19 protein-coding genes and 2 pseudogenes are annotated in these 24,299 nt (G+C 31.4%); 4 read left to right on the top strand and 17 right to left on the bottom strand.

Annotated elements, in window-relative coordinates; genetic code table 11:
• Window positions 1-43: 43 nt before the first annotated feature.
• The 10 genes from deoD to MPTP_RS01025 all read right to left on the bottom strand — a co-directional run bounded on the left by deoD (window position 44) and on the right by MPTP_RS01025 (window position 10,379).
• Window positions 44-751, bottom strand: a complete 708-nt coding sequence (deoD, locus tag MPTP_RS01070; RefSeq protein WP_013773170.1) for a purine-nucleoside phosphorylase — start codon at window positions 749-751, stop codon at window positions 44-46.
• 27 nt (window positions 752-778) lie between these two features.
• The gene (locus tag MPTP_RS01065; protein ID WP_013773169.1) at window positions 779-1,597 is read right to left on the bottom strand and encodes a purine-nucleoside phosphorylase; all 819 of its coding nucleotides are present in this window, start codon (window positions 1,595-1,597) and stop codon (window positions 779-781) included.
• Between the two features lie 273 nt (window positions 1,598-1,870).
• A complete protein-coding gene (locus MPTP_RS01060; RefSeq protein WP_013773168.1) occupies window positions 1,871-2,824 on the bottom strand; it encodes an ABC transporter permease in 954 nt (317 codons plus the stop codon).
• On the bottom strand, window positions 2,824-3,957 hold the full coding sequence (locus MPTP_RS01055; RefSeq protein ID WP_013773167.1) for an ABC transporter permease: 1,134 nt from the start codon (window positions 3,955-3,957) through the stop codon (window positions 2,824-2,826). Before MPTP_RS01055 ends, MPTP_RS01060 begins: the two co-directional genes overlap by 1 nt.
• On the bottom strand, window positions 3,954-5,495 hold the full coding sequence (locus MPTP_RS01050; protein ID WP_172956380.1) for an ABC transporter ATP-binding protein: 1,542 nt from the start codon (window positions 5,493-5,495) through the stop codon (window positions 3,954-3,956). Before MPTP_RS01050 ends, MPTP_RS01055 begins: the two co-directional genes overlap by 4 nt.
• Before the next feature lie 272 nt (window positions 5,496-5,767).
• Window positions 5,768-6,850 (bottom strand): BMP family lipoprotein, encoded by a 1,083-nt coding sequence (locus MPTP_RS01045; RefSeq protein ID WP_013773165.1) that lies wholly within the window; start codon window positions 6,848-6,850, stop codon window positions 5,768-5,770.
• Window positions 6,851-7,171: 321 nt separating this feature from the next.
• Window positions 7,172-7,594 carry a cytidine deaminase gene (locus MPTP_RS01040; protein WP_080580421.1) on the bottom strand — a complete coding sequence of 141 codons (423 nt, stop codon included), beginning with the start codon at window positions 7,592-7,594 and terminating at the stop codon, window positions 7,172-7,174.
• A gap of 847 nt (window positions 7,595-8,441) precedes the next feature.
• A complete protein-coding gene (locus MPTP_RS01035; RefSeq protein ID WP_013773163.1) occupies window positions 8,442-8,927 on the bottom strand; it encodes an AmiS/UreI family transporter in 486 nt (161 codons plus the stop codon).
• Between the two features lie 250 nt (window positions 8,928-9,177).
• On the bottom strand, window positions 9,178-9,780 hold the full coding sequence (locus MPTP_RS01030) for a class I SAM-dependent methyltransferase (protein ID WP_013773162.1): 603 nt from the start codon (window positions 9,778-9,780) through the stop codon (window positions 9,178-9,180).
• A complete protein-coding gene (locus MPTP_RS01025) occupies window positions 9,777-10,379 on the bottom strand; it encodes a GDSL-type esterase/lipase family protein (protein ID WP_013773161.1) in 603 nt (200 codons plus the stop codon). Before MPTP_RS01025 ends, MPTP_RS01030 begins: the two co-directional genes overlap by 4 nt.
• A gap of 156 nt (window positions 10,380-10,535) precedes the next feature.
• Here MPTP_RS01025 and coaA point away from each other — a divergent pair, with 156 nt between their 5' ends.
• The 3 genes and pseudogenes from coaA to MPTP_RS09830 form a co-directional block, all read left to right on the top strand.
• A complete protein-coding gene (coaA, locus tag MPTP_RS01020) occupies window positions 10,536-11,459 on the top strand; it encodes a type I pantothenate kinase (protein WP_013773160.1) in 924 nt (307 codons plus the stop codon).
• A gap of 379 nt (window positions 11,460-11,838) precedes the next feature.
• Entirely contained in the window at window positions 11,839-13,404 is a 1,566-nt protein-coding gene (guaA, locus tag MPTP_RS01015) for a glutamine-hydrolyzing GMP synthase (RefSeq protein ID WP_013773159.1), read from the top strand.
• A 446-nt stretch (window positions 13,405-13,850) separates the two neighbouring features.
• Window positions 13,851-14,172: pseudogene (locus MPTP_RS09830) on the top strand (IS30 family transposase); the annotation flags it as partial.
• Window positions 14,173-16,211: 2,039 nt separating this feature from the next.
• On the opposite strand, the gene MPTP_RS01005 reads toward MPTP_RS09830, so the two are convergent.
• Window positions 16,212-16,523 (bottom strand): SdpI family protein, encoded by a 312-nt coding sequence (locus MPTP_RS01005; protein WP_013773157.1) that lies wholly within the window; start codon window positions 16,521-16,523, stop codon window positions 16,212-16,214.
• Between the two features lie 486 nt (window positions 16,524-17,009).
• Between MPTP_RS01005 and MPTP_RS01000 the strand changes: the two genes are divergently transcribed.
• Entirely contained in the window at window positions 17,010-17,258 is a 249-nt protein-coding gene (locus MPTP_RS01000) for a DUF1648 domain-containing protein (RefSeq protein WP_013773156.1), read from the top strand.
• A gap of 104 nt (window positions 17,259-17,362) precedes the next feature.
• On the opposite strand, the gene MPTP_RS10165 is transcribed toward MPTP_RS01000, so the two are convergent.
• From MPTP_RS10165 to chvE, 6 genes and pseudogenes are all read right to left on the bottom strand, one after another.
• Window positions 17,363-17,491, bottom strand: coding sequence for a hypothetical protein (locus tag MPTP_RS10165; protein WP_013773155.1), 129 nt, complete (start codon window positions 17,489-17,491; stop codon window positions 17,363-17,365).
• Between the two features lie 788 nt (window positions 17,492-18,279).
• A complete protein-coding gene (locus MPTP_RS00995; RefSeq protein ID WP_013773153.1) occupies window positions 18,280-19,050 on the bottom strand; it encodes an ABC transporter permease in 771 nt (256 codons plus the stop codon).
• The gene (locus MPTP_RS00990; protein WP_013773152.1) at window positions 19,043-19,978 is read right to left on the bottom strand and encodes an ABC transporter ATP-binding protein; all 936 of its coding nucleotides are present in this window, start codon (window positions 19,976-19,978) and stop codon (window positions 19,043-19,045) included. The genes MPTP_RS00995 and MPTP_RS00990 overlap by 8 nt, the downstream gene beginning before the upstream one ends.
• A gap of 269 nt (window positions 19,979-20,247) precedes the next feature.
• The gene (gene mmsB, locus MPTP_RS00985) at window positions 20,248-21,450 is read right to left on the bottom strand and encodes a multiple monosaccharide ABC transporter permease (protein ID WP_013773151.1); all 1,203 of its coding nucleotides are present in this window, start codon (window positions 21,448-21,450) and stop codon (window positions 20,248-20,250) included.
• Window positions 21,450-22,988 (bottom strand): multiple monosaccharide ABC transporter ATP-binding protein, encoded by a 1,539-nt coding sequence (mmsA, locus tag MPTP_RS00980; RefSeq protein ID WP_013773150.1) that lies wholly within the window; start codon window positions 22,986-22,988, stop codon window positions 21,450-21,452. Before mmsA ends, mmsB begins: the two co-directional genes overlap by 1 nt.
• 149 nt (window positions 22,989-23,137) lie before the next feature.
• A pseudogene (chvE, locus tag MPTP_RS00975) lies at window positions 23,138-24,197 on the bottom strand (multiple monosaccharide ABC transporter substrate-binding protein).
• Between the last annotated feature and the right edge of the window lie 102 nt (window positions 24,198-24,299).

Here is a 24,299-nt window from a genome sequence, read left to right as displayed (position 1 = left end):
ATTTTTTTAAAACAAGCAATAAAATTAATATTTAACTATAATTTTATTGAGCAATTGCTGTTTCAAGTCCAACTTTAATCATAGCATCAAATGTCGATTGACGTTCAGCTGCTGTTGTCTCCTCTCCAGTGACCAAGCTATCACTGACAGTCATCACCGCTAATGCCTCTACACCAAATTTGGCAGCAAGATAGTATAAGGCAGCTGCTTCCATTTCAATCGCTAAAACACCTAATTTCCCCAAACGGAAAACTGTATCGGTATTTTCCTTATAAAAAACATCATCTGAAAGAACATTACCAACATGGACAGTAAATCCCTGCTCTTTTGCAATATTATAGGCGTTCATCAATAGATCAAATGTTGCTATTTGAGGGAAATCATAGGTAGGAAAGTCATTTTTTATCATTGCAGATGACGTAGCAGCTGCTTGTGCTAAAACCAGATCACGAATATGAACTTTTTCGGATATTGATCCACAAGTACCTACACGAATTAATTTTTTGACATTATAAGAATTGATCAATTCGTGAGCATAAATAGAAGCTGATGGCATACCCATTCCTGTTCCCTGAACAGAAATTTGTTGTCCTTTGTATGTTCCGGTATAACCAAGCATACCACGCACTTGGTTATAACAAACTGGATGATCTAAAAAAGTTTCTGCAATATATTTTGCTCGTAATGGATCACCTGGAAGTAAAATTTTATCTGCTATTTCTCCTAGTTCTGCTTCGATATGTACACTCATAGTATTCTCCTTTTATATAAATGATTGTTAAAGTTTAGCTAGTATTTCTTTGACTAAATACTTAAATTGTACTTTTACACGCTGTGTCGTTTCAACTACTTCTGTATGGTTTAAATCATTTTGCATACCAGCAGCTAAATTTGTAATACAAGAAATTCCTAAGACTTCTAACCCACTGTGAACTGCAACAATAACTTCAGAAACAGTTGACATACCAACCGCATCTGCTCCCATTGCTCGTGACATTCTAATTTCTGCTGGCGTTTCATAAGTAGGACCTGAAAATCCCATATATACACCCTGTTGTAATTTAATACCTTGTTCAGCAGCTACCTGATTAGCTATCGTTTGAAAATTCTCCGAGTAAGCATGACTCATATCTGGAAAATGTGGTCCTGTTTTTTCATCATTTGGACCAATTAGTGGATTATTTCCAGTAAAGTTAATATGATCGGTAATCAGCATGAGGTCGCCTGGAATAAAGGATTGATTTACACCTCCAGCTGCATTGGTGACAATCAAGGCATGGACACCCAAAGCAGCCATTATTCTGACAGGATAGGTAACTGTCTGCATCGAATGTCCCTCATAATAATGAAAACGACCTTGCATAGCTATTACTTTTTTTCCAGCTAGGATGCCACATACTAGATTTCCTGCATGACCTGTAACCGTTGAAATAGGAAAATAGGGAATTTTCTCAAAAGGAATCTTTTTAGCATCAGTTATTTCTTCTGCTAATTCACCAAGTCCAGAACCTAGAATTAAGCCAAAATCTGCTTGTTCTACACCATTCTTTTTTAAAAATGTTACCGTTTGGGCAATTTTTTCTTCTAAATTTATCATTGATTTTCTCCTATTTTAATTGATATAAAACTATTGTTTGTTTTCAATTCCAGTATTAAAGCCTTACTTTTTAGAATAAAGAATAAAAAACCAAGTTATTCTCTAATAAATTCATTGTAATATAATAAGTTTACGAGATTATTCTTTAGTTAGATTTACTTATTTGTTGATGAATAGTTATCTTCACCATTATAATTTTTAGTTCTTTTCAATTATTATAGCAGTTAGCTTTTTTAATTCATATTCCTTCAACAAACTTAATGCACACAATAGCTATTTCGTTTTAATATAATTTTTACCATTTGCTTTTGGACCAGATGCTTTACCAAAAAAGATAACTAAGACTAGAATCGTCAGTGCATAGGGAGCGGCTTGTAAATATACTTTTGGTATATCTGCAATTACTGGTAAATTTTCACCAACAATTCCTAGATTTTGAGCAAAGCCAAAGAATAATGCAGATAACATTGCTCCTAGAGGATTCCATCGACCAAAGATCATTGCTGCCATTGAGATAAATCCCTGTCCGGCAATTGTCGTAATACCAAAGCGGCCAGCAACAGTTTGAGCAAAGACGGCGCCTCCCATTCCACCAAGAAAACCAGAAATTAATACACCAGTATAACGCATAAAGTAAACATTAATTCCAAGTGTATCTGCTGCTTGTGGATTTTCACCAACAGAACGTAATCTTAAGCCAAAACGAGTTTTAAAAAGAATAAACCAAGCAAAAAATGCAATCAAAATAGCAACAAAAGCAGGTAATGAAGTCTGCTTAAAGAATAATGTACCTATCAAGGGAATTTTTTCTAAAAATGGAAATTTAAAATAACCAAATGGTTGACTGATCATATCTGTTTGTCCTTTATCATACATGACTTTTACTAAAAATACAGACAAAGCCGGTGCCATTAAATTAATCACCGTGCCACTAACAATATGATCTGCACGTAAATTGATTGTAGCAACAGCATGGAGAATAGAAAAAACAATTCCCACAGCACCACCAACAAGACAAGCCAGCCAGGGAGTTATTGCACCAAAAGTATTTGCAAATGATAAATTAAAAACAATTGAACTAAATGCGCCCATCACCATAATACCTTCAAGACCAACATTAACAATTCCCCCTCTTTCAGAAAAGGTACCACCTAGAGCGGTTAAAATTAGCGGAGTAGCATAAACCAATGTTTGAGTAATAACAGATGCTAAAATTAATACATTCATCAGATAGTTCCTCCTTCTTGATCATTTGGATCTTCGGCTGATTCAGTTGATTCAACCTCAGTAATTGCCGTTTTATTTCTTGAGATTTTAGCTAATAATAAACGAGTTAAATAGCTAATACCCACAAAGAAAATAATTGAAGCAATAACTACATCTACTAATTCTGTTGGTAATCCTGTTAATAATGGCATACCTTGTCCACCTAATTTTAAAATACCAAATAAAAGAGCGGATAACAAAATACCAATAGAACTTCCAGCACCAAGTAATGAGACAGCCATACCATCAAAGCCAATACTTATGGACGTACTTTGAACAAAGAAATTCTGGAAAGTCCCTAAACCAAGTACAACACCACCAAGACCAGCAAGAACACCAGAAATCATCATTGATAAAATAATGGTACGTTTACTACTCATACCCGCATATTCAGAGGCAAATGGATTTAATCCTACTGAACGAATTTCAAAACCCAAGGTCGTTTTTCTCATTAAAAACCAAACCAAGAATAAAGCAATGATTGCTAAAAAAATACCAATATTTAAACGCGATCCATCACTAATATTGCTTAAAAATGGGGTCTGAAGCGATGTATTCTGTCCAACAAAATGAGTAATTCCCTTATTTTCTATCAGGGATGGTCGCATAACACTATTTACAATATAATTGCCAAAATAAAGAAAGATATAATTCAACATAATGGTAACAACGACTTCACTTGTACCAAAATAAGCGCGCAAAATTCCTGGTATAGCAGCTGCAACAGCGCCAGCTAGAGCACCGATAATAATAACAAGTGGGAGTGCAACCACACGAGGTACATTTGGGATTGAAAGAGCTACCCAGATGCTTGCTACCCAACCACATAGTGCTTGTCCTGGTAAACCAATATTGAAAAAGCCAGCAGAATTGGCGACTGAAAAACCTAATGCTGTAAATATTAAGGGTGAAGAAGAAACAAGAATTTCACCTATACTTCTTTTCCCATTAAATGCTGTTTCAAACATTGCCTGATAATTTTCAATAGGATCATAATCAAAAATCAACATGATAATTGCACCTAAAATAAATCCCATAATTACTGAAAGGATGGGTACCAAAATCATTCTAATTTTTTCTGAATGATTAGTCATTTTGTTTCACCCGCTTTTACGTTTGATAATTCTGCCCGAGCTTCTTCTAAAGAATAGCCAGCCATTAATAAACCTAATTCATTTTCTGAGGTCTCCTTTGGATCGACCACACCAACAATTTGACCAGCATGAATAACTGCAATTCGATCCGAGACATTTAAAATTTCATCTAATTCAAAGCTGACAAGCAATACTGCTTTTTGTTTATCTCTTTGCTCAATTAGCCGTTTATGAATATATTCAATAGCTCCTACATCAAGTCCACGTGTTGGTTGAGCTGCTATTAATAAATCTGGGTTACGATCAATTTCTCTAGCAATGATTGCTTTTTGCTGATTGCCGCCAGATAAAGCCTTGGCAGGCACCTCTTCATTTAATGCCCGAACATCATATTCCTTCATTAATTTTTGTGCATGTTGTCTAATCACTTTATGCTTTAATAAACCATTTTTACTATAAGGATTTTGATAATAAGTTTGCAAGCCAATATTATCGGCAACTGACATTTCCAAAATTAAGCCATACTTATGGCGATCTTCAGGTACATATCCAATTCCTGTTTCTGTTATTTCACGTGGCTTTTGATTTGTAAGCAGCGTAGAACCATTCAACATAATAGTTCCTTTTTCAATTTTTGTCAGACCGGTAAGTGCTTGAACAAGTTCAGTTTGTCCATTTCCATCAATTCCTGCAATCCCAACTACCTCACCAGCATGAATTTTTAAGTTTAGTCCCTTAATCGCCTCAACATTCCTGCTATCTTTTACAACTAAATTTTCAACCGATAAAATTGTTTTTCCAGGTTTTGCTATTTTTTTCTCTGTTTTAAAGGAAACAGAATGTCCTACCATCATATCAGCCAATTCTTGAGAAGAACTATCAGCTACCATTACTGTATCAATACTTTTTCCGCGTCGAATAATCGTACAACGATTTGCCACTTTTTTGATTTCATCTAACTTATGAGTAATTAAAATGATAGATTTTCCTTCTTTAGTTAACTCTTTCATAATAAATATCAATTCGTCAATCTCTTGTGGTGTCAATACTGCTGTTGGTTCATCAAAAATTAATACATTTGCACCTCGATAAAGTGTTTTTAATATTTCAACTCGTTGTTGCATTACAATGGAGATATCATGAACATATGCATCTGGATTGACATCTAAGTTATATCGTTGAGATAATTGAGCAATTTCTTTTTTGGCTTTTTTACGATCAAGAATGCCGAAATTTGTTAATTCATTTCCTAAAATAATATTTTCTGTAACGGTAAATGCATCCATTAACATAAAATGTTGATGAACCATCCCAATGCCCAAACGGTTTGCCTTTGTTGGATCAGAGATGACCACCTTCTCGCCATTCATAAAAATTTCGCCAGAAGTTGGCACTAATAATCCAGAAAGAATATTCATTAATGTTGATTTTCCAGCACCATTTTCTCCTAAAAGTGCATGTATTTCACCTGATTTAATTTTCAGATTGATGTTATCATTTGCTTTAAAATTGCCAAACTGTTTAGTAATGTTACGCATCTCAATGACAAATTCTTGTGACAAATTTTATTCACTTCCTTATACAATAATAATTGGTAATACTTGTAAAGGGGAACTAGGCATTAACAAATCAAAAGATGATTACTTAATAGATTAAAGATATAATAATTATATCATTAATTTTATTTGTTAAGGTAGTTAAGATATTCTAATCTAACTGGAACAATCAGTTTACACTAAATCATGCTCTATAATTATAAAAGCCGATAAATAGAAAAAATGACTATTTTCTAATTTTATCGGCTTTTATTTTACCTATTTTCAGGTTTTTCAGGTACTTTTATTTCGCCAGAAATCACTTTTTCTTTTGCTTCTTTTACTGCTGATCTTGCTGAATCGGATAGATTTCCTTTTGTTATATCTACGCCTCCAGCTTTCAACCCATAAATCAAATGCTTTCCACCTGGAAATTTATCTTTAAGTGCCCGATCTGCAATATCTTGAACAGAAGCTCCCACGCCTTTTAAAGTAGAGGTTAATGTAAAATTATCTTTTTTACCATCTTTTGTCTTATAATTTCCATCATCCTGTTGATCGCGATCTACGCCAATAACCCAGACCTTATCACCATTACCTGCTTTGTTTCTAGCTGCTGCTTCTTGGAAAACTCCTTGACCAGAAGCGCCAGCTGCATGGAAAATGATATCTGTACCTTCTTGATACATTGATGCTGCAAGTGCCCTACCTTTTGCTGAATCTGCAAAAGAAGCCACATATTTTGCATTTACGGTAATTGTTTTGCCTAATTTTTTAGCAGCATCGGCAACCCCTTTTTGATATCCAGCTTGAAAACGGTCAATGACAACCCGTTCTTCACCACCAACAAAACCAAGTTTGTTTGTTTTTGTTGTATAGGCCGCTGCTACACCAGCTAAATAGGCCGCTTCATTATCTTTAAATGTAGCAGACACTACATTTTTTTTATCAGCAATAACATCATCTATAATTGCAAATTGTGTTTTTGGATTTTTCTTTGCTGCTTGCTGAATGGTATCTTTTATTAAATAGCCAACACCAAAAACTGTTTTAAAATTATTTGTAATTGCTTGATCGACATTGCTTGTGTACTGCGAAGCATCTTTTGATTGTATATAAGCATAGCCTTTGACTCCTTCTGGTAAATCATGTTTCTTGCCCCATGCTTTCATTCCTTCCCAAGCAGATTGATTGAAAGATTTGTCATCAATGCCACCAATATCGGAAATCATTACAATATTATGATCTGGATCTCCTTTTTTAGAAGAATTCTTTGTATGCTTTCCACCACAGGCAGCTAGTGACAGTGCTACCGTCAATGCAATGACTCCTAAACCAAGTAATTTTGCTTTTTTCATTTCTGTAAAGCCTCCCAAAATAATTTTATAATAAACAAATTTTTAGATTTGTTTTTACTAAATTTGGACTATTATTCATTTCATTAGATTTTTTATAATAAATGTTTAAAAGTACCTTACTTTTTAGATAGCAAATACTAATAAATCATTAAATTATTTTCATGAAATAAATTAAAGTAACCATCATTCATTAACCATTTCTAAATAACTTACTTTCTTTAAATTATTATATGTTTCATTACTTTTTAGTTTATCTAAACACATTTTTTAATTGATTGATCATCATTTAAAATAGCTTCAAAACATCTGTTAAGGAAAATTTTATAAATTCTCTTTAGTAAATGGATTTGGAAGCAATTGACCTACCGTCGTCTCCTTTTTTACTCCAGCTATACCAACCAAAATAACAGGCATATCAGGAGAGAAAAATTCAATCATTACTTGGCGACAAGCACCACATGGTACAATAGGTGCAGCGGTTTGACCAGCAATAACCAAACACTGAAAATCTCTTTCTCCTTCAGACACTGCTTTAAATATAGCTGTTCTTTCAGCACAGTTTGTCAATCCATAAGAAGCATTTTCAATATTTTTCCCTAAATATGTTTTTTCATTTTTAGTGATCAAACAGGCACCTACTGGAAAATTTGAATAAGGAACATAGGCTTTTTGCATAGCAGTCATTGCTAATTGTATCCACTGATCTTTTTTCATTTTATGATTCCCTTCAGATTCTTTATTCATTTTTTGATTTTTATATAGTAAAAATTACTAGTTATTTTTGTAATTACAGGCTACAAATCATATATTAAGAGTCAGCCATATATATCAAGGCTAACAATATTTATTTTCGATTAAGTTCCATTATTTTTTTCTCATCAGTTATCATTTTTATTCTCTTGATTGGTCACATTCATCAAACAATCTATAGAAAATTCATCCAATTTGATAGCCATTTTTATTTCTATTTTTCTTATCATTTAACTTGATCGGTAATTAACTTATTTTCTATCATCTTAGATTATCGTTTGTTTTTTCATCATTGATGATTGTTAGCATAAATGAAATTATATTTCGCCTACTTTGTTACATTCGCCATCTATATAGATACCTATCAAACTATCTACAGTTTACCAGAAACGTTCGTAAAAAAATAGTAGATAATAAAGAAAAGATGGATAAAATTTAAAATTAAATAATCGGTTATAATGATTAAAAATTAGGGATAAAATTAGGAATTGAGATTAATTAATTACTACTAATTAAAATAAAAATCAAGAAAATAAACTGTTTATTCTCATTAAATAACGAACAATAACTAAATAAATGGCTAAATATAGAAAATTTAGTCACCTATTCAAAATTAACCAGCTATTTTGTATTATCAAAAAATTTCTATTCGATGAAACATAAAAATAAATTTTTATGAGTTTCGACTATTAAAAAATAAAAAACATAGGAAAAAATTTTCCTATGTTTTTACCCATCTTATAATCGATCTTCTTGTCATTATAGAAGTCATTTCTCTATTTGCTTAATTAATCGGTTGTTTTTGCTCATCAATAAATTTTAATATAATTTTTATTTTTCACTACCAAACTTGTGCTAACATCATAAAACCTGGAATCCAACAAGTAACAATTCCTTCCAAAATTGCTAAATAAAAGACTGGTTTTCCAATTGGTTTTTCCAAGACATATTCAACAAAACCAAGACCCCATAATACACCCCAAGACAACCAAATTAATGCAAAACGCCAATCGCCATCTGAGAAATAAGAAATATAGGCACATAATAAAGTGTTTATTGCAACAAATAAAGCAAAAATGCCATAAACCTTCATATCGAGATCAAAAACATAAATAATTCCAACGAGTAGATAGGTAAAAGAAAAAAGATATCCAGTACCAGCACTATAATAATCACCATGGAATAAATAAATCGTATTGATTAAAAATGAAAGACTACCTGTCAAAAGATTTAATAAAGCAATCGAGCGTTGGTCGATATCTAATAAGCCACCTACTCCATTGCTTATTAATGTAATTGCTACAAATAATAATCCTACTCCTAGCATGATTTTTTCTCCTCTCTCAATTGTTTTTCGCTTAAATTATATTTTGTTTTATAAAAGTAAATTTTTTGATTAAGGTCACCATTAAATATTCAAGTAGAACGATCTCTTATGCATTTTACATTGTGAGTTAATCGAGCAATAGTCTCAGCAAAATAGCTAGTACACCTATTGAACAAAAATAAACAAAATATAATTTCTTAAAATATGTTTGTTTTTACTAAGTCATCTACATACTATTTAATTTTAAAATTCATCCTTTTGTACTTCGTAAAACATAATATCCTTTATCCCTGGTCACTATTTCTACATTACCAAAGATTTCCTTCATTTTCTTTTCAGCACTTGGTGCGCCCTGCTTTTTTCGAATAACAACTGTCAAGGTCCCTTTGCTTTCAAGCAATTGATGAGCACCACTAAGAATGTTATGTACAACAGTTTTGCCAGCACGAATTGGCGGATTACTAATGATTGCTGCATAGTGTGATCGATTAAGTTCATCATAAATATTTGAATAATGAATGTCTACGTTCTTAATATGATTTCGTTTTGCATTTTCTTTTGCTAAACCGATCGCTCGTTGATTAACATCAACCATTTCAACGAAACGTCCAGTTACAGATGCTAAAGTTAAGCCAATGGGACCATAGCCACAACCAACATCCAACATATCTCCTTCTGGTAGTTCTTTACCATTAAACGTATCAATTAAAACTCTTGTTCCATAATCAATCGTCTTTCTTGAAAAGACATGTGTATCGGTTTCAAAATGAAAAACCTGATTTTTTAATTCAAAGGACCATTGTTCTTTTTGATGAGGCGTTTCAGGATTTTCTGTGTAATAATGATCGGTCATGTTTTCTCCTTTATTTTAATTTTTTTTAGTTTACTTTTTAATTCTTGAACAATCAATGCACTCAATAATTCATAACCAACTTTAGAAAAATGTAAGCCATCTACCTGTAAAAATTCATTAGACCCTGGATAGCTGCACATTGCTTTATACAAATCAACAACTGGAACAGATAGGTCACGTCCTAATTGTTTCACTCGTCTTTGATATTCCTGTAAACGTTCTTGAGGACGATCAACCTTTTTATCACTATTAATATAAGAAGGTGTAATTAAAATAACTTTATCATGACCAATTTGCTCAACCATGAAGTTTAAATTATTTATATATTGTTCTACTTCAACTAAACAATATTCGGCTACATCATTGGCGCCAAAAAAGATAGTAACAATATCTGGCTGTTCATCCAGTACCTCCCTTTGTAGACGTTTTAATCCATCCTCAGTTGTATCCGCTGATCTACTACCTGCGTTAATAATTTCAACAGTTTCTAGATGCATACGAGTGATATCTTTTTTTATATCATCAACCAAGATAGGAGAAACAGCTTCGATAAAGCGACCAGCCGTAATACTATCGCCAAAAAGAACAATTTTTTTCATTTCTCTTTCTTCTCCTTTACTTTAATTTGCTTTCTTATAATAACATGTTTGATCATTTTAATAAATGCAGCATTTATATTTATAATATATGTTATACTTGCTCAAACTATGTTAAAATAAACAAAAACTAGCGTTTAATTTTTTTGGAGGATTTACATGGACGATAAAATAAATTATTACCCAATCTCACGTGAAGAATGGCGAGGATTCTATCGGGACGGGAAAGCATTATTAACCGCTGAAGAACTCGAACATATCAAAAGTCTTAATGACCGTATCTCTCTCCAGGATGTTCAAGATATCTATATTCCTCTTACGCATTTAATTCATCTGTATATGAAGGAATTTGAATCGCTAACTCTAAGCAAGGGTTTATTCTTACATGAATACGTCCAGGCACCACCTTTCATTGTTGGCATTGCCGGCAGTGTCGCTGTTGGAAAAAGTACAACTGCCCGTCTTTTACATACTATTTTTGGTCGTATGTTTAAAGAAAAGAGTGTAGAACTCATTACTACTGATGGATTTTTGTATCCCAATCATGTGCTAAAGCAAAAAGGAATTTTAGGACGTAAAGGATTTCCAGAAAGCTATGATATGAAAAAGTTAATTGCCTTTTTAAATGAGGTAAAAAGTGGAAAAGAAACAATCAAGGCACCGCTTTACTCTCATGATACTTATGATGTTATTGAAAATGAATATAACTTAATTCAACAGCCAGATATCTTGATTGTTGAAGGGATTAACACATTACAATTACCAGCAAATCAACAGATTTATGTCAGTGATTTCTTTGATTTCTCAATTTACGTAGATGCAGATCCTAGATTAATTGAACAATGGTACTTAGAAAGGTTTGAAGCTTTATTAAATACTGCCTTTCGTAATCCAGATAATTACTATTACTCTTATGCAGTTGGCGATCGTAAAGAAGCCTTTGCAATGGCAAAAAATGTCTGGAAAACAATTAATTTAAAAAATTTGAATGAATATATCTTGCCTACCAGAGGTCGTGCTGATATCATACTTCATAAAACAACAAATCATAGTATTGATGAAATCTTCTTGCGAAAATATTGATAATAATTAAGCTTTTAACTACCCAGCAAACTATTTTTCAAGATCAATCTATGATATATCTTTCTATTATCCACTCATCATTAATTTTCTATATATAAAATTAATGTTTTCTGTATTAATCGATTCAATTCATTTATTCAATAGACAGTTCATTCTCGCATATTTGGATATGGAATAAAACTGGATATAATAGAATAACGCTTAGATATTCATCAAAAAGTGATCTAAATAGCAATTTTTCATTTAAATTTTATTCTATTTATATTAAATTTAAATAGAATAAAAAAACTTATTATAACAAACTCTATTTTTTATTAACGATTCTACTAAATGATTATTTTTTTAAAAAAACAAATGACAGAGATAGGAGTTAGCAAGTGTGACCCATGTGATAGATTTAAAAACAATTGAAAAAATTATTGTCTTAGATTTTGGCAGTCAATACAATCAATTAATTACTCGTCGGATTCGTGAATTTGGTGTTTTTTCAGAATTACTTAGTCATCGAACAACCGCAGAAGAAATCAAAAAATTAGCTCCTAAAGGAATTATCTTCTCAGGTGGCCCCAATAGTGTATATGATGAAAAAGCATTTCGTATTGATCCAGAAATCTATAATTTAGGAATTCCAATTTTGGGAATTTGTTATGGTATGCAGTTAATGACCTATAATTTAGGTGGAACTGTTGAACCAGCTGAAAATCGTGAATATGGAAAAGCCAATCTCGAAATTTTTGAAAAATCAGCGAATTTATTTAGTGATACACCTAGACAACAAACCGTTTGGATGAGTCATGGCGATCTAGTCACAAAAACAGCACCTGGTTTTGTGACCGTTGCTACTAGCAAAGATTGTCCAATTGCCTCTATTCAAAATAATGAGCGACAATTTCATGGTGTGCAATTTCATCCGGAAGTTCGTCATTCTGAATATGGTACAGAATTATTACGCCATTTTGCTTTTGATGTTTGTCATTGTCAAGGCAACTGGACAATGGACAACTTTATTGAAATGGAAATTGCAAAAATTCGAGAAAAAGTTGTAGATAAACGTGTATTACTTGGCCTTTCTGGTGGCGTTGATTCTAGTGTTGTAGGTGTTCTTTTACAAAAAGCGATTGGTGATCAGTTGACTTGTATTTTTGTTGATCATGGTTTACTACGTAAAAATGAAGCCAAACAAGTAATGGAAAGCTTAGGCGGAAAATTTGGATTAAACATCATCAAAGTAGACGCTCAAAAACGTTTCCTAGACCTATTAAAAGGAATTGAAGACCCAGAAAAAAAACGCAAAATTATTGGAAATGAATTTGTCTATGTTTTTGATGATGAGGCGAAGAAACTTGCAGGTCAAAAAGGCATTGACTTTTTAGCTCAAGGAACCTTATATACAGACGTTATCGAAAGTGGTACAGAGACTGCCCAAACAATTAAGTCACATCACAACGTTGGTGGCTTACCAGAAGATATGCATTTTGAGTTGATTGAACCCTTGAACACTTTATTTAAAGATGAAGTACGTGAATTAGGTACCCAATTAGGTATGCCAGACAGCATCGTTTGGCGCCAACCTTTCCCTGGACCAGGTTTAGGTATTCGTGTCATTGGTGAAATTACAGAAGATAAACTGGAAATTGTACGTGAATCAGATGCTATCTTACAAGAAGAAATCAAAAAAGCCGGTCTCGATAGAGAAATCTGGCAATATTTCACCGTACTACCCGGCATTCGCAGTGTAGGTGTCATGGGAGATGGACGTACCTATGATTATACTGTCGGTATCCGGGCAGTAACTTCTATTGATGGCATGACTGCCGACTTTGCCAGAATTCCTTGGGACGTTCTTCAACAGGTCAGTGTCCGCATTGTTAACGAGGTGGCTCATGTTAATCGTATTGTGTACGATATCACTTCTAAACCACCTGCAACTGTTGAGTGGGAATAAAAGGCTAACATAATATAGATGGGGAATGCCTATAAATCAACATTCTTCAATTGCTAAGGTACTTAATTTTCATTAAAAATAAGATGGTTCCCTACCATTTCCCCTACCAAAAATTCCTTGTCAGATTAATATTTGACAAGGGATTTTTACTTATATCGTTATCTTTCTTATAACCTAGTTTGCTAATCTGTAGTCTGATAGTATTATAAAAAATTATCATATCTACCTTGTGAGTGAATTTTCTAAAGAAAGAGTTTTACTTTACTTTATTTTATTGAATCTCAGATGCCTACAACCAATATTTGTAACCAAAATAAATATCTTGCATATCAGAATAATAAGCATTTATATATCGCCGATTGTAAAATTAAGCTAGACAACTAAAAAAGTCATTTGTGCTACATTCAAAATAGTTCCCTTGAAAAAATTATAAGGAGTGAGTACAAATGCCATATATCCATCTTACACCAGACAAACTGGTAATGATAGCAAAATCAATCAATCGGTACTTAAAACAGCACGTTGCTTAAAACGTTCAAGACAAACAATTCATAAAGTATATCTATATTTTAAAATGGGGTATACCACTTTTGATTATTTCAACCAATATAGGAAAAAAGCCAATGTGATAGACATCCCATCGTTTTACCAGCGAAACAAGAAGCCTACATTCGGACAAAAGTTGTTCAAGGATGAGGGCCAGATATGGTTATCGGTCGTGCAGCATTCCCTATTGATTGTTCTGTTCGTACACTTTATAGAATGTTTTAGACTGGCGTATTTCATCTGTCCAACTAGAAAATTTTTGTCTAGTCACCCCCTACTGAATAGAAAAGGTGGTCATAAATACTATGGATCCAAACAAACATTTTATATAACTAAAACTACCTTTTTTAAGAAAAATATTCATTAAAGCGCCAGATATAATAAATAATATAAAATTTGACAAGACTTGATACACAAACCAATTTCTACTTAGAAGAACAATTATTTCATGTAGATATACAAAAAAAGGACTATAAAAAGCATTGACAATTCTTCCTGACTATTAAAATTCATACAAGCTAATAAAATAACTAAAATTCCTACTTCTAATTTGTCCTGCCGCTCCGTAAAAGCGATTGAAGTGGAAAACTGAGTCTGAACCTATTATCATATTTTTTGTCACTATTTGAGGGATAATTAATATGATAGAAACAGTTAGAATAGCAATGAAATTATTAATTTTTATCTTATTTTATATATATATCATCGACAAGTTTGTCTCCTAATATTGAAGTACTGTTTACTTTTATAAGATATTCACTTTCTTGCTCACTATTATAATTATTAACATTTTAAATTATTAATCCATTTATTATTTTTATCTATTTTTTCAATAAAATAAAAAACCTAACTAAACTTTTTGATAGGTTTTACTGTTGATATTTGATTTAATTCATTGAATTTTCTTTATTAACATTAGATGATAAGGCATCAATCTTTTATAATTATTCCATCCACTCACTAAAGTTAGGTTTTTCAATTGTGTATTTATCATAAACAAATATAATCTTTAATTCTGTTAATAATAACAATTTTTCATTTCATTATATAAACTTTTTGTAAATATGTAAACGATTAAAAATAAGATATTTTAATAATAAATTTTTTGGTATATCTAACTTAATTTTATTAGTTCATCAACAATGTTTCCTAATTTATTAGTTTTTCATCTCATTCTCAATATATCTACAACAGTAAAACATATTACACATTGATAATCAGCAAAATTTTGTATTAGAAAATTTCTATCAAGAAATAGACATGCTTAACGCTTATAAAATAGACTTAAACTATTTCTTTAATATTGTGGGACTGGACATGAAAACTGATATCTCAAATTTTCAAAGAAATTTTTTAAATAATAATATAGTGCTGGACAAGTACAATCATTAAGAATAGTGTGTGCTTTAATAAAAAAACCAGATATCCTTATATCAGATAAAGTTCTCTCTAACATTGTATAAAAGAAGGTGAATTTTATTATAGTGAACATTAAACTAAAATTCATTGACATTACAATCGTTAATGTTAATCATAACTTCGCAAATGAAATGTCAGTCAATAGATGTTATACTGTAGAAAATAAAGAAATTATAGCAAAGGAGTATTTCTTATGAGTCTTAGCCTAAAAAAAATATGGATAGGTATCTTTACTCTAGCTACATGTACAATTCTATACAAACAAAAAAGATTACCCTCAATCCCCTATGCTATAGTTACATGCATCATACTAATCTATTTACTAATAAAAATTCTCAAATCTGGTAAAACAGATAAAATCACAGCCAAGTATACGCCACTCTGGGTTCAAAGTATTCACGGATGGACAATCAACAATAAAAATTTTTATGGAAAAATCTTTTATATTATCTTAATAATATTACTTTTAATTTTTATGCTTTTAGTCATATTTTTCAAATTTCCTTTACGAATTAGCGGTTAATTCTTATATATAAATCTATTTCAATTGATAACTGCCCATAAAATTTACCACTTAAGTCTGTTTAAATATTTAAAGTCTTCAAAATTAAGAAATTGATTAGATTAACTTTGAATTTATTTTTAAATAGAAAGTAGAGAAATAACAAAAAGAACCTAAAAATCTTTAAATATAAAGATTCTATATTCCTCTTTCAGATGATGTCATTATAAATTTACTCCTCAAAACATTTGAACAACGGCCTTCCTATTCAGCTATATACTGTGATATATAATTACAATTCCAGCATCATGGGAATATATAATTCACTATTTTTTTCATCTTATTTTTCATTCACCTGATTATAAATTAAACTAAACTGAGTAAGTCCACCTGCTAAGATTATTCCTATAATAGATAAAAAAATTGCTATGGTATTTGAAATGATATTAAAATAATTCAAAATTATTGATATTGCTGATATCAAAATAATCGTTCCATAAAAAATTTTTTGAGAATAAACCCAGGCTTTCTTTGAAGCCATACTTCTTTTGGTTTGAAAACCTAGTCCAGCGTTTTGACCATGATCAAAAAAGCATACATTTATTAATAATAGTATTGAAATAATGAAAATAATATAATTATAACTATTCACCTTACTTCTCTCTCTTCTTTCCCGATTATTCAAATAATCCTAGGTATTTTTATTCTTTTAATCAATGCTATTTTAATAAAATTGAAAGTTTAAATAGCACAATTAAAGATTTTTTTATTTTAAAAATCTCTATTTAAATGACCATTTAAATTGTATAATTTTTATAGAATAATTTTTAATGTACTTAGATTAAGTATATCATCTTATCTAACCATGTAATTATCAAATATAATTTTTAGTTTCATTGAACTAGATACAATAAAAGACAATATATAAAACAATAATTTTATTGCTACAAAAGAAATTGAGAGAGTCATTTTCTTTTTTACCTACCTTATTAGATAACAAATCTATTATTCAATTTACATTGCTTATGACTTTTTTCATTATGCTTATTCATCTCCTTCTTCATAATTACTATATAAAATTAAAATAAAGTCGATTTATCTTAGCATATTGTTAATCCAAATTGGAAGTCTTTGCTTTATGTTCAATTATATTTCTGAAAAATATCAAAAAATTATTCATCTTAATTTTTTATGGGCATTCTTTTCTTTTATCTGTAACTTCTACCTTTATCCAAAATTGCCAACAATTGTCCCAATCCATTTTCGATGGAATGGCATTCCTAATGATCTTGGCGGACGTTTTATTATCTGGGTATTTCCATTAATCTTTATTGTCTTTCATGTAGCGTTTAATGAAAAACACTCTTCAGTTTTTTCCCATTACTAAAGCTACTTTAATCAAAAATGTTTTTGTAATTCTTCAGATAATTTTTTGGATATCTATTTTGCATACTTATTTTTATTACTTTTCCTTAATCCATTAGTGGTTGTTTATTGCTTCCCATAACCAAGGATGGTTACTTTAATATCATTATTTACGATATATTTATATAGTAATTGGTTGCCTCTTCTAATAAACAAAGCTAAAGCTTCTAACAATCCAGTTAAGTAAAGTAGCATATCTTCTCGTTCCTATCTGATTTTATCAGCAACAAATAAAACTAAATCAGTTTATGAATAATTTTTTTCTAGCAATGTATTTAGAGATTTTTAAAATTACCATCCTTCATGAAAATCAGGTAGCTAAAAAACGAATGTTACCATTTCCCTATCAAAATAAGAAGCTAGCCAGAAGGTTATCAATATAACAAATAGCATTACTATGAAACAATACTAACAAAATTGAAATAAATAATTCAAAGAAGCATTAGATAGCCTAACAATAGGCAATTCTAATGCTTCTTTATAAAAATATCATCTATTTTTTATACATCTTTATATCGGTAACTATAGAAATGTATTAAATATTCTCATTTTTTAAATAATAAAACAAATGCTGATTTTTATTACCTAACAATTTTAGCTTTATTGTAGAATTTTTTCATAGCAATCTCTCATAGAAATAACATAGAATATCAGTGGTTACATATTCCCAGCCATTGATCTTACATCTATTGATCATGTAAAATAAGCTTTTCTAACCGAAGGATCTGGTATGTTTCCCTCACTCTATGTTTTTTTCTTCTTCATTCATCAACGTAATAGTTAAAATCAAGTTTACCTAAGATAACTGTATTTCTATTATAGATAACTTATAATCTCATTTAATACTTAAACAGTTTACTATTTATTTGTTTTAGAAGATTTAAACAACCTATATTTGATCGTTCCTCATTATGAGGAAATATCTTCTATTTTAATTTTTGAACATTAATTATGTACTTTTTCCAAAAAGTAATTCCGTTCAATTAACTTCTTAATCCCTTACCCCTATTGATTAAATAATAACAAATGGCATAAAGAAAAAGACTAAAAAGAAGAAGGATAAGTAGAGAAACCAGAATTGGTATATCGGTTTTTCCAAGAAATCCATATCTAAATCCTGAGATCATATAAACAATTGGATTGATTTTTGAAATAGTTTGCCAAAATGGTGGCAACATTGAAATAGCATAAAATACACCACCTAGGTAAGTTAATGGTTGTAAAACAAAAGTCGGCACAATGGACACATCGTCATAAGATTGGGCAAAAACACCATTGATTAATCCAGCCAATGAGAATAAGATAGCTGTCATTAGTAATGTTATTATTACAATAAACCAGGAATAAACATGTAAGGGAACAAAAAATAAGGAAACCATAGTGACAAGTGCTCCTACTAGAATACTTCTTCCTAAACCACCAATTACAAATCCCCAAATGATAATATGAGTGGGTATAGGTGCAACCAATAATTCCTCAATATTTTTTTGAAATTTTTGAGAAAAAAAGGAAGAAGAAACATTTGAATAGGAGCTAGTGATCACTGACATCATAATTAATCCAGGTACGATAAATGCCATATAGGAGAAACCGCTCATTTCACCAATACGTCCACCAATCATTTTCCCAAAAATGATAAAGTATAGTGAAGTAGTAATGACTGGCGGTACAAGTGTTTGCACCCAAATTCGTAAATAACGATTTGTTTCTTTTATCGCTAAACTTTTTAAAGCTGTTAAATAAAGACTAAACATTATTTTCCCCCACTGGCCGTTCTTCTTTCATTATTTTTAGAAATAATTCTTCTAATCGATTCGATTTATTACGCATAGATAAAATTTTTATTCCTTGTTTACTGAATTGTTCAAATATTTCATTGACGCCTTGATTTCTCTCTACTTCAACAGCTAAGGTGAGATCATCTTCAAAAGTATTTTTATAGCCTGTTACTGTTGGTTTTATTTTGTAGGGAGCTAAATCAAAGATAAAAGTTTCAAACTGTAGTTTTGCAAGCAATTTTTTCATACTTGTATTTTCAATTAATTCACCGGATTGAATAATACCAATATTCCGACAAAGCATTTCTGCTTCTTCTAAATAATGGGTGGTTAAAATAATCGTTGTTCCTTCATCATTTAATTCTTTTAAAAATGTCCACATCTCACGTCTAAGTTCAATATCTACACCTGCTGTTGGTTCATCTAAAATTAATAAACGGGGTTCATGCATTAATGCCCTAGCAATCATTAATCGACGTTTCATCCCACCAGAAAGCATTCTGGCACGAACATTGCGTTTTTCCCATAGGTTTGATTGTTTTAAATATTTTTCACTACGTTTCAATGCTTCTTTTCTAGGTACACCATAATATCCAGCTTGGTTTACAACAATTTGTTGAACTGTTTCAAATGGATTAAAATTAAATTCTTGGGGAACAAGTCCAATCTGCTGTTTTGCTCGTTCTAATTCTGTGTCAAGATCATAGTCGAAAATTTTTACTTTTCCTGATGTTTTATTAACAAGAGAAGTAATAATGCCAATTGTCGTTGACTTTCCTGCACCATTTGGACCTAACAAGGCATAAAAGTCCCCTGCTTCAACTACTAAATCAATGCCACGTAATGCTTCAACACCTGATTCGTAGGTTTTTTTTAAATTTTTTATTTCAAGTGCATAACTCATTTCATTATTATCTCCTTGTAGATGTGATTTCTTTATTTTACCATTTATTTATAAAGATAAACATCCGTAATTTTTTATCTGAGTTAAATTCAAATCAGCTCATCTACCCATAAAACGAGAAACAATCCAATTCACCGATAAAATTTATCGTTCATTGGATTGTTTTTTATGCTATCTCGTTGTGTTTTTTCAATCTTAATTTTATCTAACAGTTATTTTGGTGATTTTTTAATATCGTCTTGGTTTTCAAATAATGTAAACGAAACGAATTAAGCAACTTTTTTCCTTTTGTTATAAACATCTAAAACAACAGCAAGCAATAAGATTAACACTTTGATTGCCTGTTGCCAATCAACACCAACACCTAGAATAGACATACCATTATTTAAAACACCCATAACAAGACCACCGACAATGGCACCCATAATGGTTCCAATCCCACCAGAAGTTGAAGCACCACCAAAGTAAACAGCGGCCATTGCATCAAGTTCCATCGACGTACCTGCCTGTGATGTTGCAGCATTTAAACGAGCGGTTAAAATGAGTCCAGCTAATACTGCCATTGCTCCCATATTGACAAAAACCCAAAAAGTAATCTTTTTAGTTTTGATTCCTGAAAGATTAGCGGCTTTTTTATTACCACCAGTTGCATAAATTTGACGACCTGCGACTGTTTTGTTGGTTAAAAATGAATAAACAGCGACAATCACACCAAGGATAATTAAGATGACCGGATAGCCTTTATAAGCTGCAAAAACATAACTAATGACTAAAATAACAATACCGGTTAAAAGCGCTTTTAAAATAAACATATTCATTGGTTCAACTTCAAATAAGTTCTTTTTTCTTCGTTCTCTGGCTTGCCATTGATTAAAAATAAGTAAGCATGTCAAAATAATTCCTATTAACATTGTTAAATAATGAATATGCGTACCGCTCATGATATCTGGCAAATAACCAGTAGAAATCTTTTGAAAAATTTTTGGGAAGGGTGCTAATGATTGACCACCTAATACAACCTGCGTTAAACCTCGAAACATCAGTAATCCAGCTAATGTAACAATAAATGCTGGAATTTCAACATAGGCAACCCAAAATCCTTGCCAAGCCACTATCAAAGCTCCTATCAAAATACATACCGGTACCACGATAATTGGGCTCATCTTATAATTGACCATCATAAATCCAGCAATGGCTCCAACAAAGGCCATGACTGAACCAACAGACAAATCTACATGTCCCAATAGAACAACTAATAACATGCCAGCGGCTAAGACTAGAATATGACTATTTTGTAAAATGATATTGGTAATATTTAATGACCTCAAAAAAATTCCTTCTGTCAAGAATTGAAAGACAATCAATGCTGCAATTAAGATGATCACCATACTATACTTGCTAAAAATATCTAATGCTTTTTCTTTTAAATTGAAATTATTTTTTTTATCTACATTGCCATTAAGACGTTCCATCAGCTTACCCCTTTCTCCTTCTCCTCAGCTGTCATAAGACTCATTAATACTTCTTGATTTGCATCTTTTCGTAAGACTTCTCCAGTAAAACGACCTTCGTTCATAGTGTAGATACGATCACACATTCCTAATACTTCAGGTAGTTCAGAAGAAATAATACAAACGCATTTACCAGAGGCCGCCATTTCTTCAATAATGGTATAAATTTCATATTTTGCACCAATATCAATCCCTCTTGTCAGTTCATCTAAAAATAAAACATCCGGTTCTGTCATTAACCATTTAGCTAAAACGACCTTTTGCTGGTTACCACCACTTAGGCTGCTGACATTTTGAAAAATAGAATTTGTTTTTATATGCATTTTCTTTTGGTATTTTTCAACTGCTAAGATTTCATTTTCCTTATTTAACACACCTGTATGACTAATTTTATTTAAACTGGCAAGAGTTGTATTCTCCCGAATATCCATCAATAAATCCAATCCCAATGTTTTTCTATCTTCAGAAACATAAGCAATTCCATTATGAATCGCATTTGGCACATTATTAACTGAAATTTCTTTCCCATCTTTAAACACCTGACCAGAAATGGCACTGCCATATGAGTGACCAAAAATGCTTGTGGCAAATTCTGTTCGCCCGGCTCCCATTAATCCAGCTATACCAACAATTTCTCCTTGATGGATAGAAAAGTTAAGATGATCATTGATTATTCGATTTGTATCAATGGGATGATGAACTGTCCAGTCACGTACTTCAAAATAGGTCTTTCCAATTTTAGGATGACGCTCAGGGTAACGATTCGTTAATTCACGACCTACCATTCCCTTGATAATTTTTTCTTCAGTTATATGTTCTTTTGGCAAGGTTTCAATTGATTGTCCATCTCTGATAATCGTAATACGATCAGCCACTTCAACAATTTCGTTTAATTTATGTGAGATGATAATGGAAGTAATTCCTTGACGTTGAAATTCTTTAATTAATTTTAGTAAATTTTCACTTTCTGCTTCATTCAAGGCAGCCGCTGGCTCATCTAGAATTAATAATTGAACAGATCTTGAAAATGCTTTAGCAATTTCCACAAGTTGTTGTTGTCCAACACCAATTTGTGAGACAAGTGTGTTAGGATTTATTTTTAAACCAACTTTTTTTAATAGTTCAATCGTCTTTTTTTCTGTTAGGTCCCAATCAATAACTCCCAATTTTTCTTGTTCATTTCCTAAAAAAATATTTTCTTTAATGGATAAATAGGGACTTAAAGCCAACTCTTGGTGAATAATAACAATGCCTTTTTCCTCACTGTCCCGAATACTTTTAAATTTACAGGTCTCTCCTTTATAGATAATCTCACCCTCATAACTACCAAAGGGATATAATCCACTCAAGACATTCATCAACGTTGATTTTCCTGACCCATTTTCACCACATAACGCATGGACTTCTCCTTGTTCAATTTTCAGATTAACATTATTCAATGCACGAACACCTGAAAACTCTTTTACAATGTTTTTCATCTCTAAAATATATTCAGCCATTTTTTCCCTCCTAACTTTCAAAATAATCTACTCATATGCAATTAAGATAAAAGATTTGAGCCTGTAAAGTTGGTTTTTCTACCCGCTAAAATTGATTCATTTTACCTAAATTTTTACCTTGCAAAAATAGTTTTCTTAGTATCGAATAACTATTCGTTTAAATCATTTTCTGTATAATATTTTGAATCAATCAACGCAGATTTATAATTCGATTTATCGACAGAGACGGGTGTAGCTAAATACGTAGGAACGATTCTTGCGCCATTATTATAGGTTTTTTGATCATTAACAGGTACCTTCTTTTTATTTGTGATTGCTTCAATCATTTCAATTGTATTTTTAGCTAAAATTCTTGTGTCTTTAAAAATCGTTTGTGTCTGTTCACCAGAAATAATTGACTTAACACCGACAATGGTAGCATCTTGTCCCGTAATAAGCGGTAACGGCTTATCGTCTGTTCCATAACCATCCATAACCAACTCCCTTTAATGAGGAAACAATTCCGACACTAATTGGATCATAAGGTGATAAAACTGCATCTAACTTTCTTTTTGTATAATTTGCACTTAAAAGATTATCCATACGCGCTTGAGCCGTTGAACCATCCCAACGTAAAGTAGCAATCTGACTGAATTTTGTTTATTTTGAAGGAACTACTAATTGTTTTTTATCAATATAAGGTTGCAAAACAGACATAACACCTTTGTAGTTAATTACTGCATTATTATCATCTGGTGAACCACCAAACAATTCTAATGTGAAAGGTCCCTTTCCTTCTTTTAATCCTAGTTTCTTTTCAAGATAACTTGCTTGTAAAACGCCTACTGCAAAATTGTCAAACGTTGAATAATAATCGACATACCTAGAATTCATTAACAAACGATCATAAGCAATGACCTTGATTCCTTGTTCATGTGCTTTTTCTGATGCATCGGTTAGGGCAGAGCCATCAATTGAAGCAACAACAAGAATATTGACCCCTTTAGTAATCATATTCTTAATTTGTGCTACTTGATTCTCCAGCTTATCCTCACCATATTGTAAATCTGTTTTATATCCTTTTGCTTTTAAAGAATTAACCATGTTGTTTCCATCTGTAATCCAACGCTCAGCAGATTTTGTTGGCATGACAATCCCAACATATCCTTTATAACCTGCACCCAATTTGCCATTACTGCTATTACAGGCAGTTAACATCATAATGCCCATGAATGAGAAAAATAAAAGAATTCCTTTTTTAATATATTTTTTCAACTTTTCCTCCCCCTAGATAATGGTTACATGTAGTATATAAATTATGATAACAACAAT

The sequence above is a fragment of the Melissococcus plutonius ATCC 35311 genome (genome assembly GCF_000270185.1).
GTDB lineage: Bacteria > Bacillota > Bacilli > Lactobacillales > Enterococcaceae > Melissococcus > Melissococcus plutonius.
Note: the sequence above shows the minus strand (reverse complement) of the source record. Positions and strands in the feature narration are given on the sequence as shown.

What these genes read in the sequence shown, in the direction of transcription:
- coaA (WP_013773160.1), top strand. Translation starts at nt 10,536, where the DNA reads ATGGACGATAAAATAAATTATTACCCAATCTCACGTGAAGAATGGCGA.
- MPTP_RS01055 (WP_013773167.1), bottom strand. Translation starts at nt 3,957, where the DNA reads ATGACTAATCATTCAGAAAAAATTAGAATGATTTTGGTACCCATCCTT.
- mmsB (WP_013773151.1), bottom strand. Translation starts at nt 21,450, where the DNA reads ATGGAACGTCTTAATGGCAATGTAGATAAAAAAAATAATTTCAATTTA.
- MPTP_RS01065 (WP_013773169.1), bottom strand. Translation starts at nt 1,597, where the DNA reads ATGATAAATTTAGAAGAAAAAATTGCCCAAACGGTAACATTTTTAAAA.
- MPTP_RS01035 (WP_013773163.1), bottom strand. Translation starts at nt 8,927, where the DNA reads ATGCTAGGAGTAGGATTATTATTTGTAGCAATTACATTAATAAGCAAT.
- MPTP_RS01060 (WP_013773168.1), bottom strand. Translation starts at nt 2,824, where the DNA reads ATGAATGTATTAATTTTAGCATCTGTTATTACTCAAACATTGGTTTAT.
- MPTP_RS01040 (WP_080580421.1), bottom strand. Translation starts at nt 7,594, where the DNA reads ATGAATAAAGAATCTGAAGGGAATCATAAAATGAAAAAAGATCAGTGG.
- MPTP_RS00990 (WP_013773152.1), bottom strand. Translation starts at nt 19,978, where the DNA reads ATGAGTTATGCACTTGAAATAAAAAATTTAAAAAAAACCTACGAATCA.
- MPTP_RS01045 (WP_013773165.1), bottom strand. Translation starts at nt 6,850, where the DNA reads ATGAAAAAAGCAAAATTACTTGGTTTAGGAGTCATTGCATTGACGGTA.
- MPTP_RS01000 (WP_013773156.1), top strand. Translation starts at nt 17,010, where the DNA reads ATGTTCAATTATATTTCTGAAAAATATCAAAAAATTATTCATCTTAAT.
- MPTP_RS01025 (WP_013773161.1), bottom strand. Translation starts at nt 10,379, where the DNA reads ATGAAAAAAATTGTTCTTTTTGGCGATAGTATTACGGCTGGTCGCTTT.
- MPTP_RS00995 (WP_013773153.1), bottom strand. Translation starts at nt 19,050, where the DNA reads ATGTTTAGTCTTTATTTAACAGCTTTAAAAAGTTTAGCGATAAAAGAA.
- MPTP_RS01050 (WP_172956380.1), bottom strand. Translation starts at nt 5,495, where the DNA reads ATGCGTAACATTACTAAACAGTTTGGCAATTTTAAAGCAAATGATAAC.
- MPTP_RS10165 (WP_013773155.1), bottom strand. Translation starts at nt 17,491, where the DNA reads ATGCTACTTTACTTAACTGGATTGTTAGAAGCTTTAGCTTTGTTTATT.
- MPTP_RS01030 (WP_013773162.1), bottom strand. Translation starts at nt 9,780, where the DNA reads ATGACCGATCATTATTACACAGAAAATCCTGAAACGCCTCATCAAAAA.
- mmsA (WP_013773150.1), bottom strand. Translation starts at nt 22,988, where the DNA reads ATGGCTGAATATATTTTAGAGATGAAAAACATTGTAAAAGAGTTTTCA.
- deoD (WP_013773170.1), bottom strand. Translation starts at nt 751, where the DNA reads ATGAGTGTACATATCGAAGCAGAACTAGGAGAAATAGCAGATAAAATT.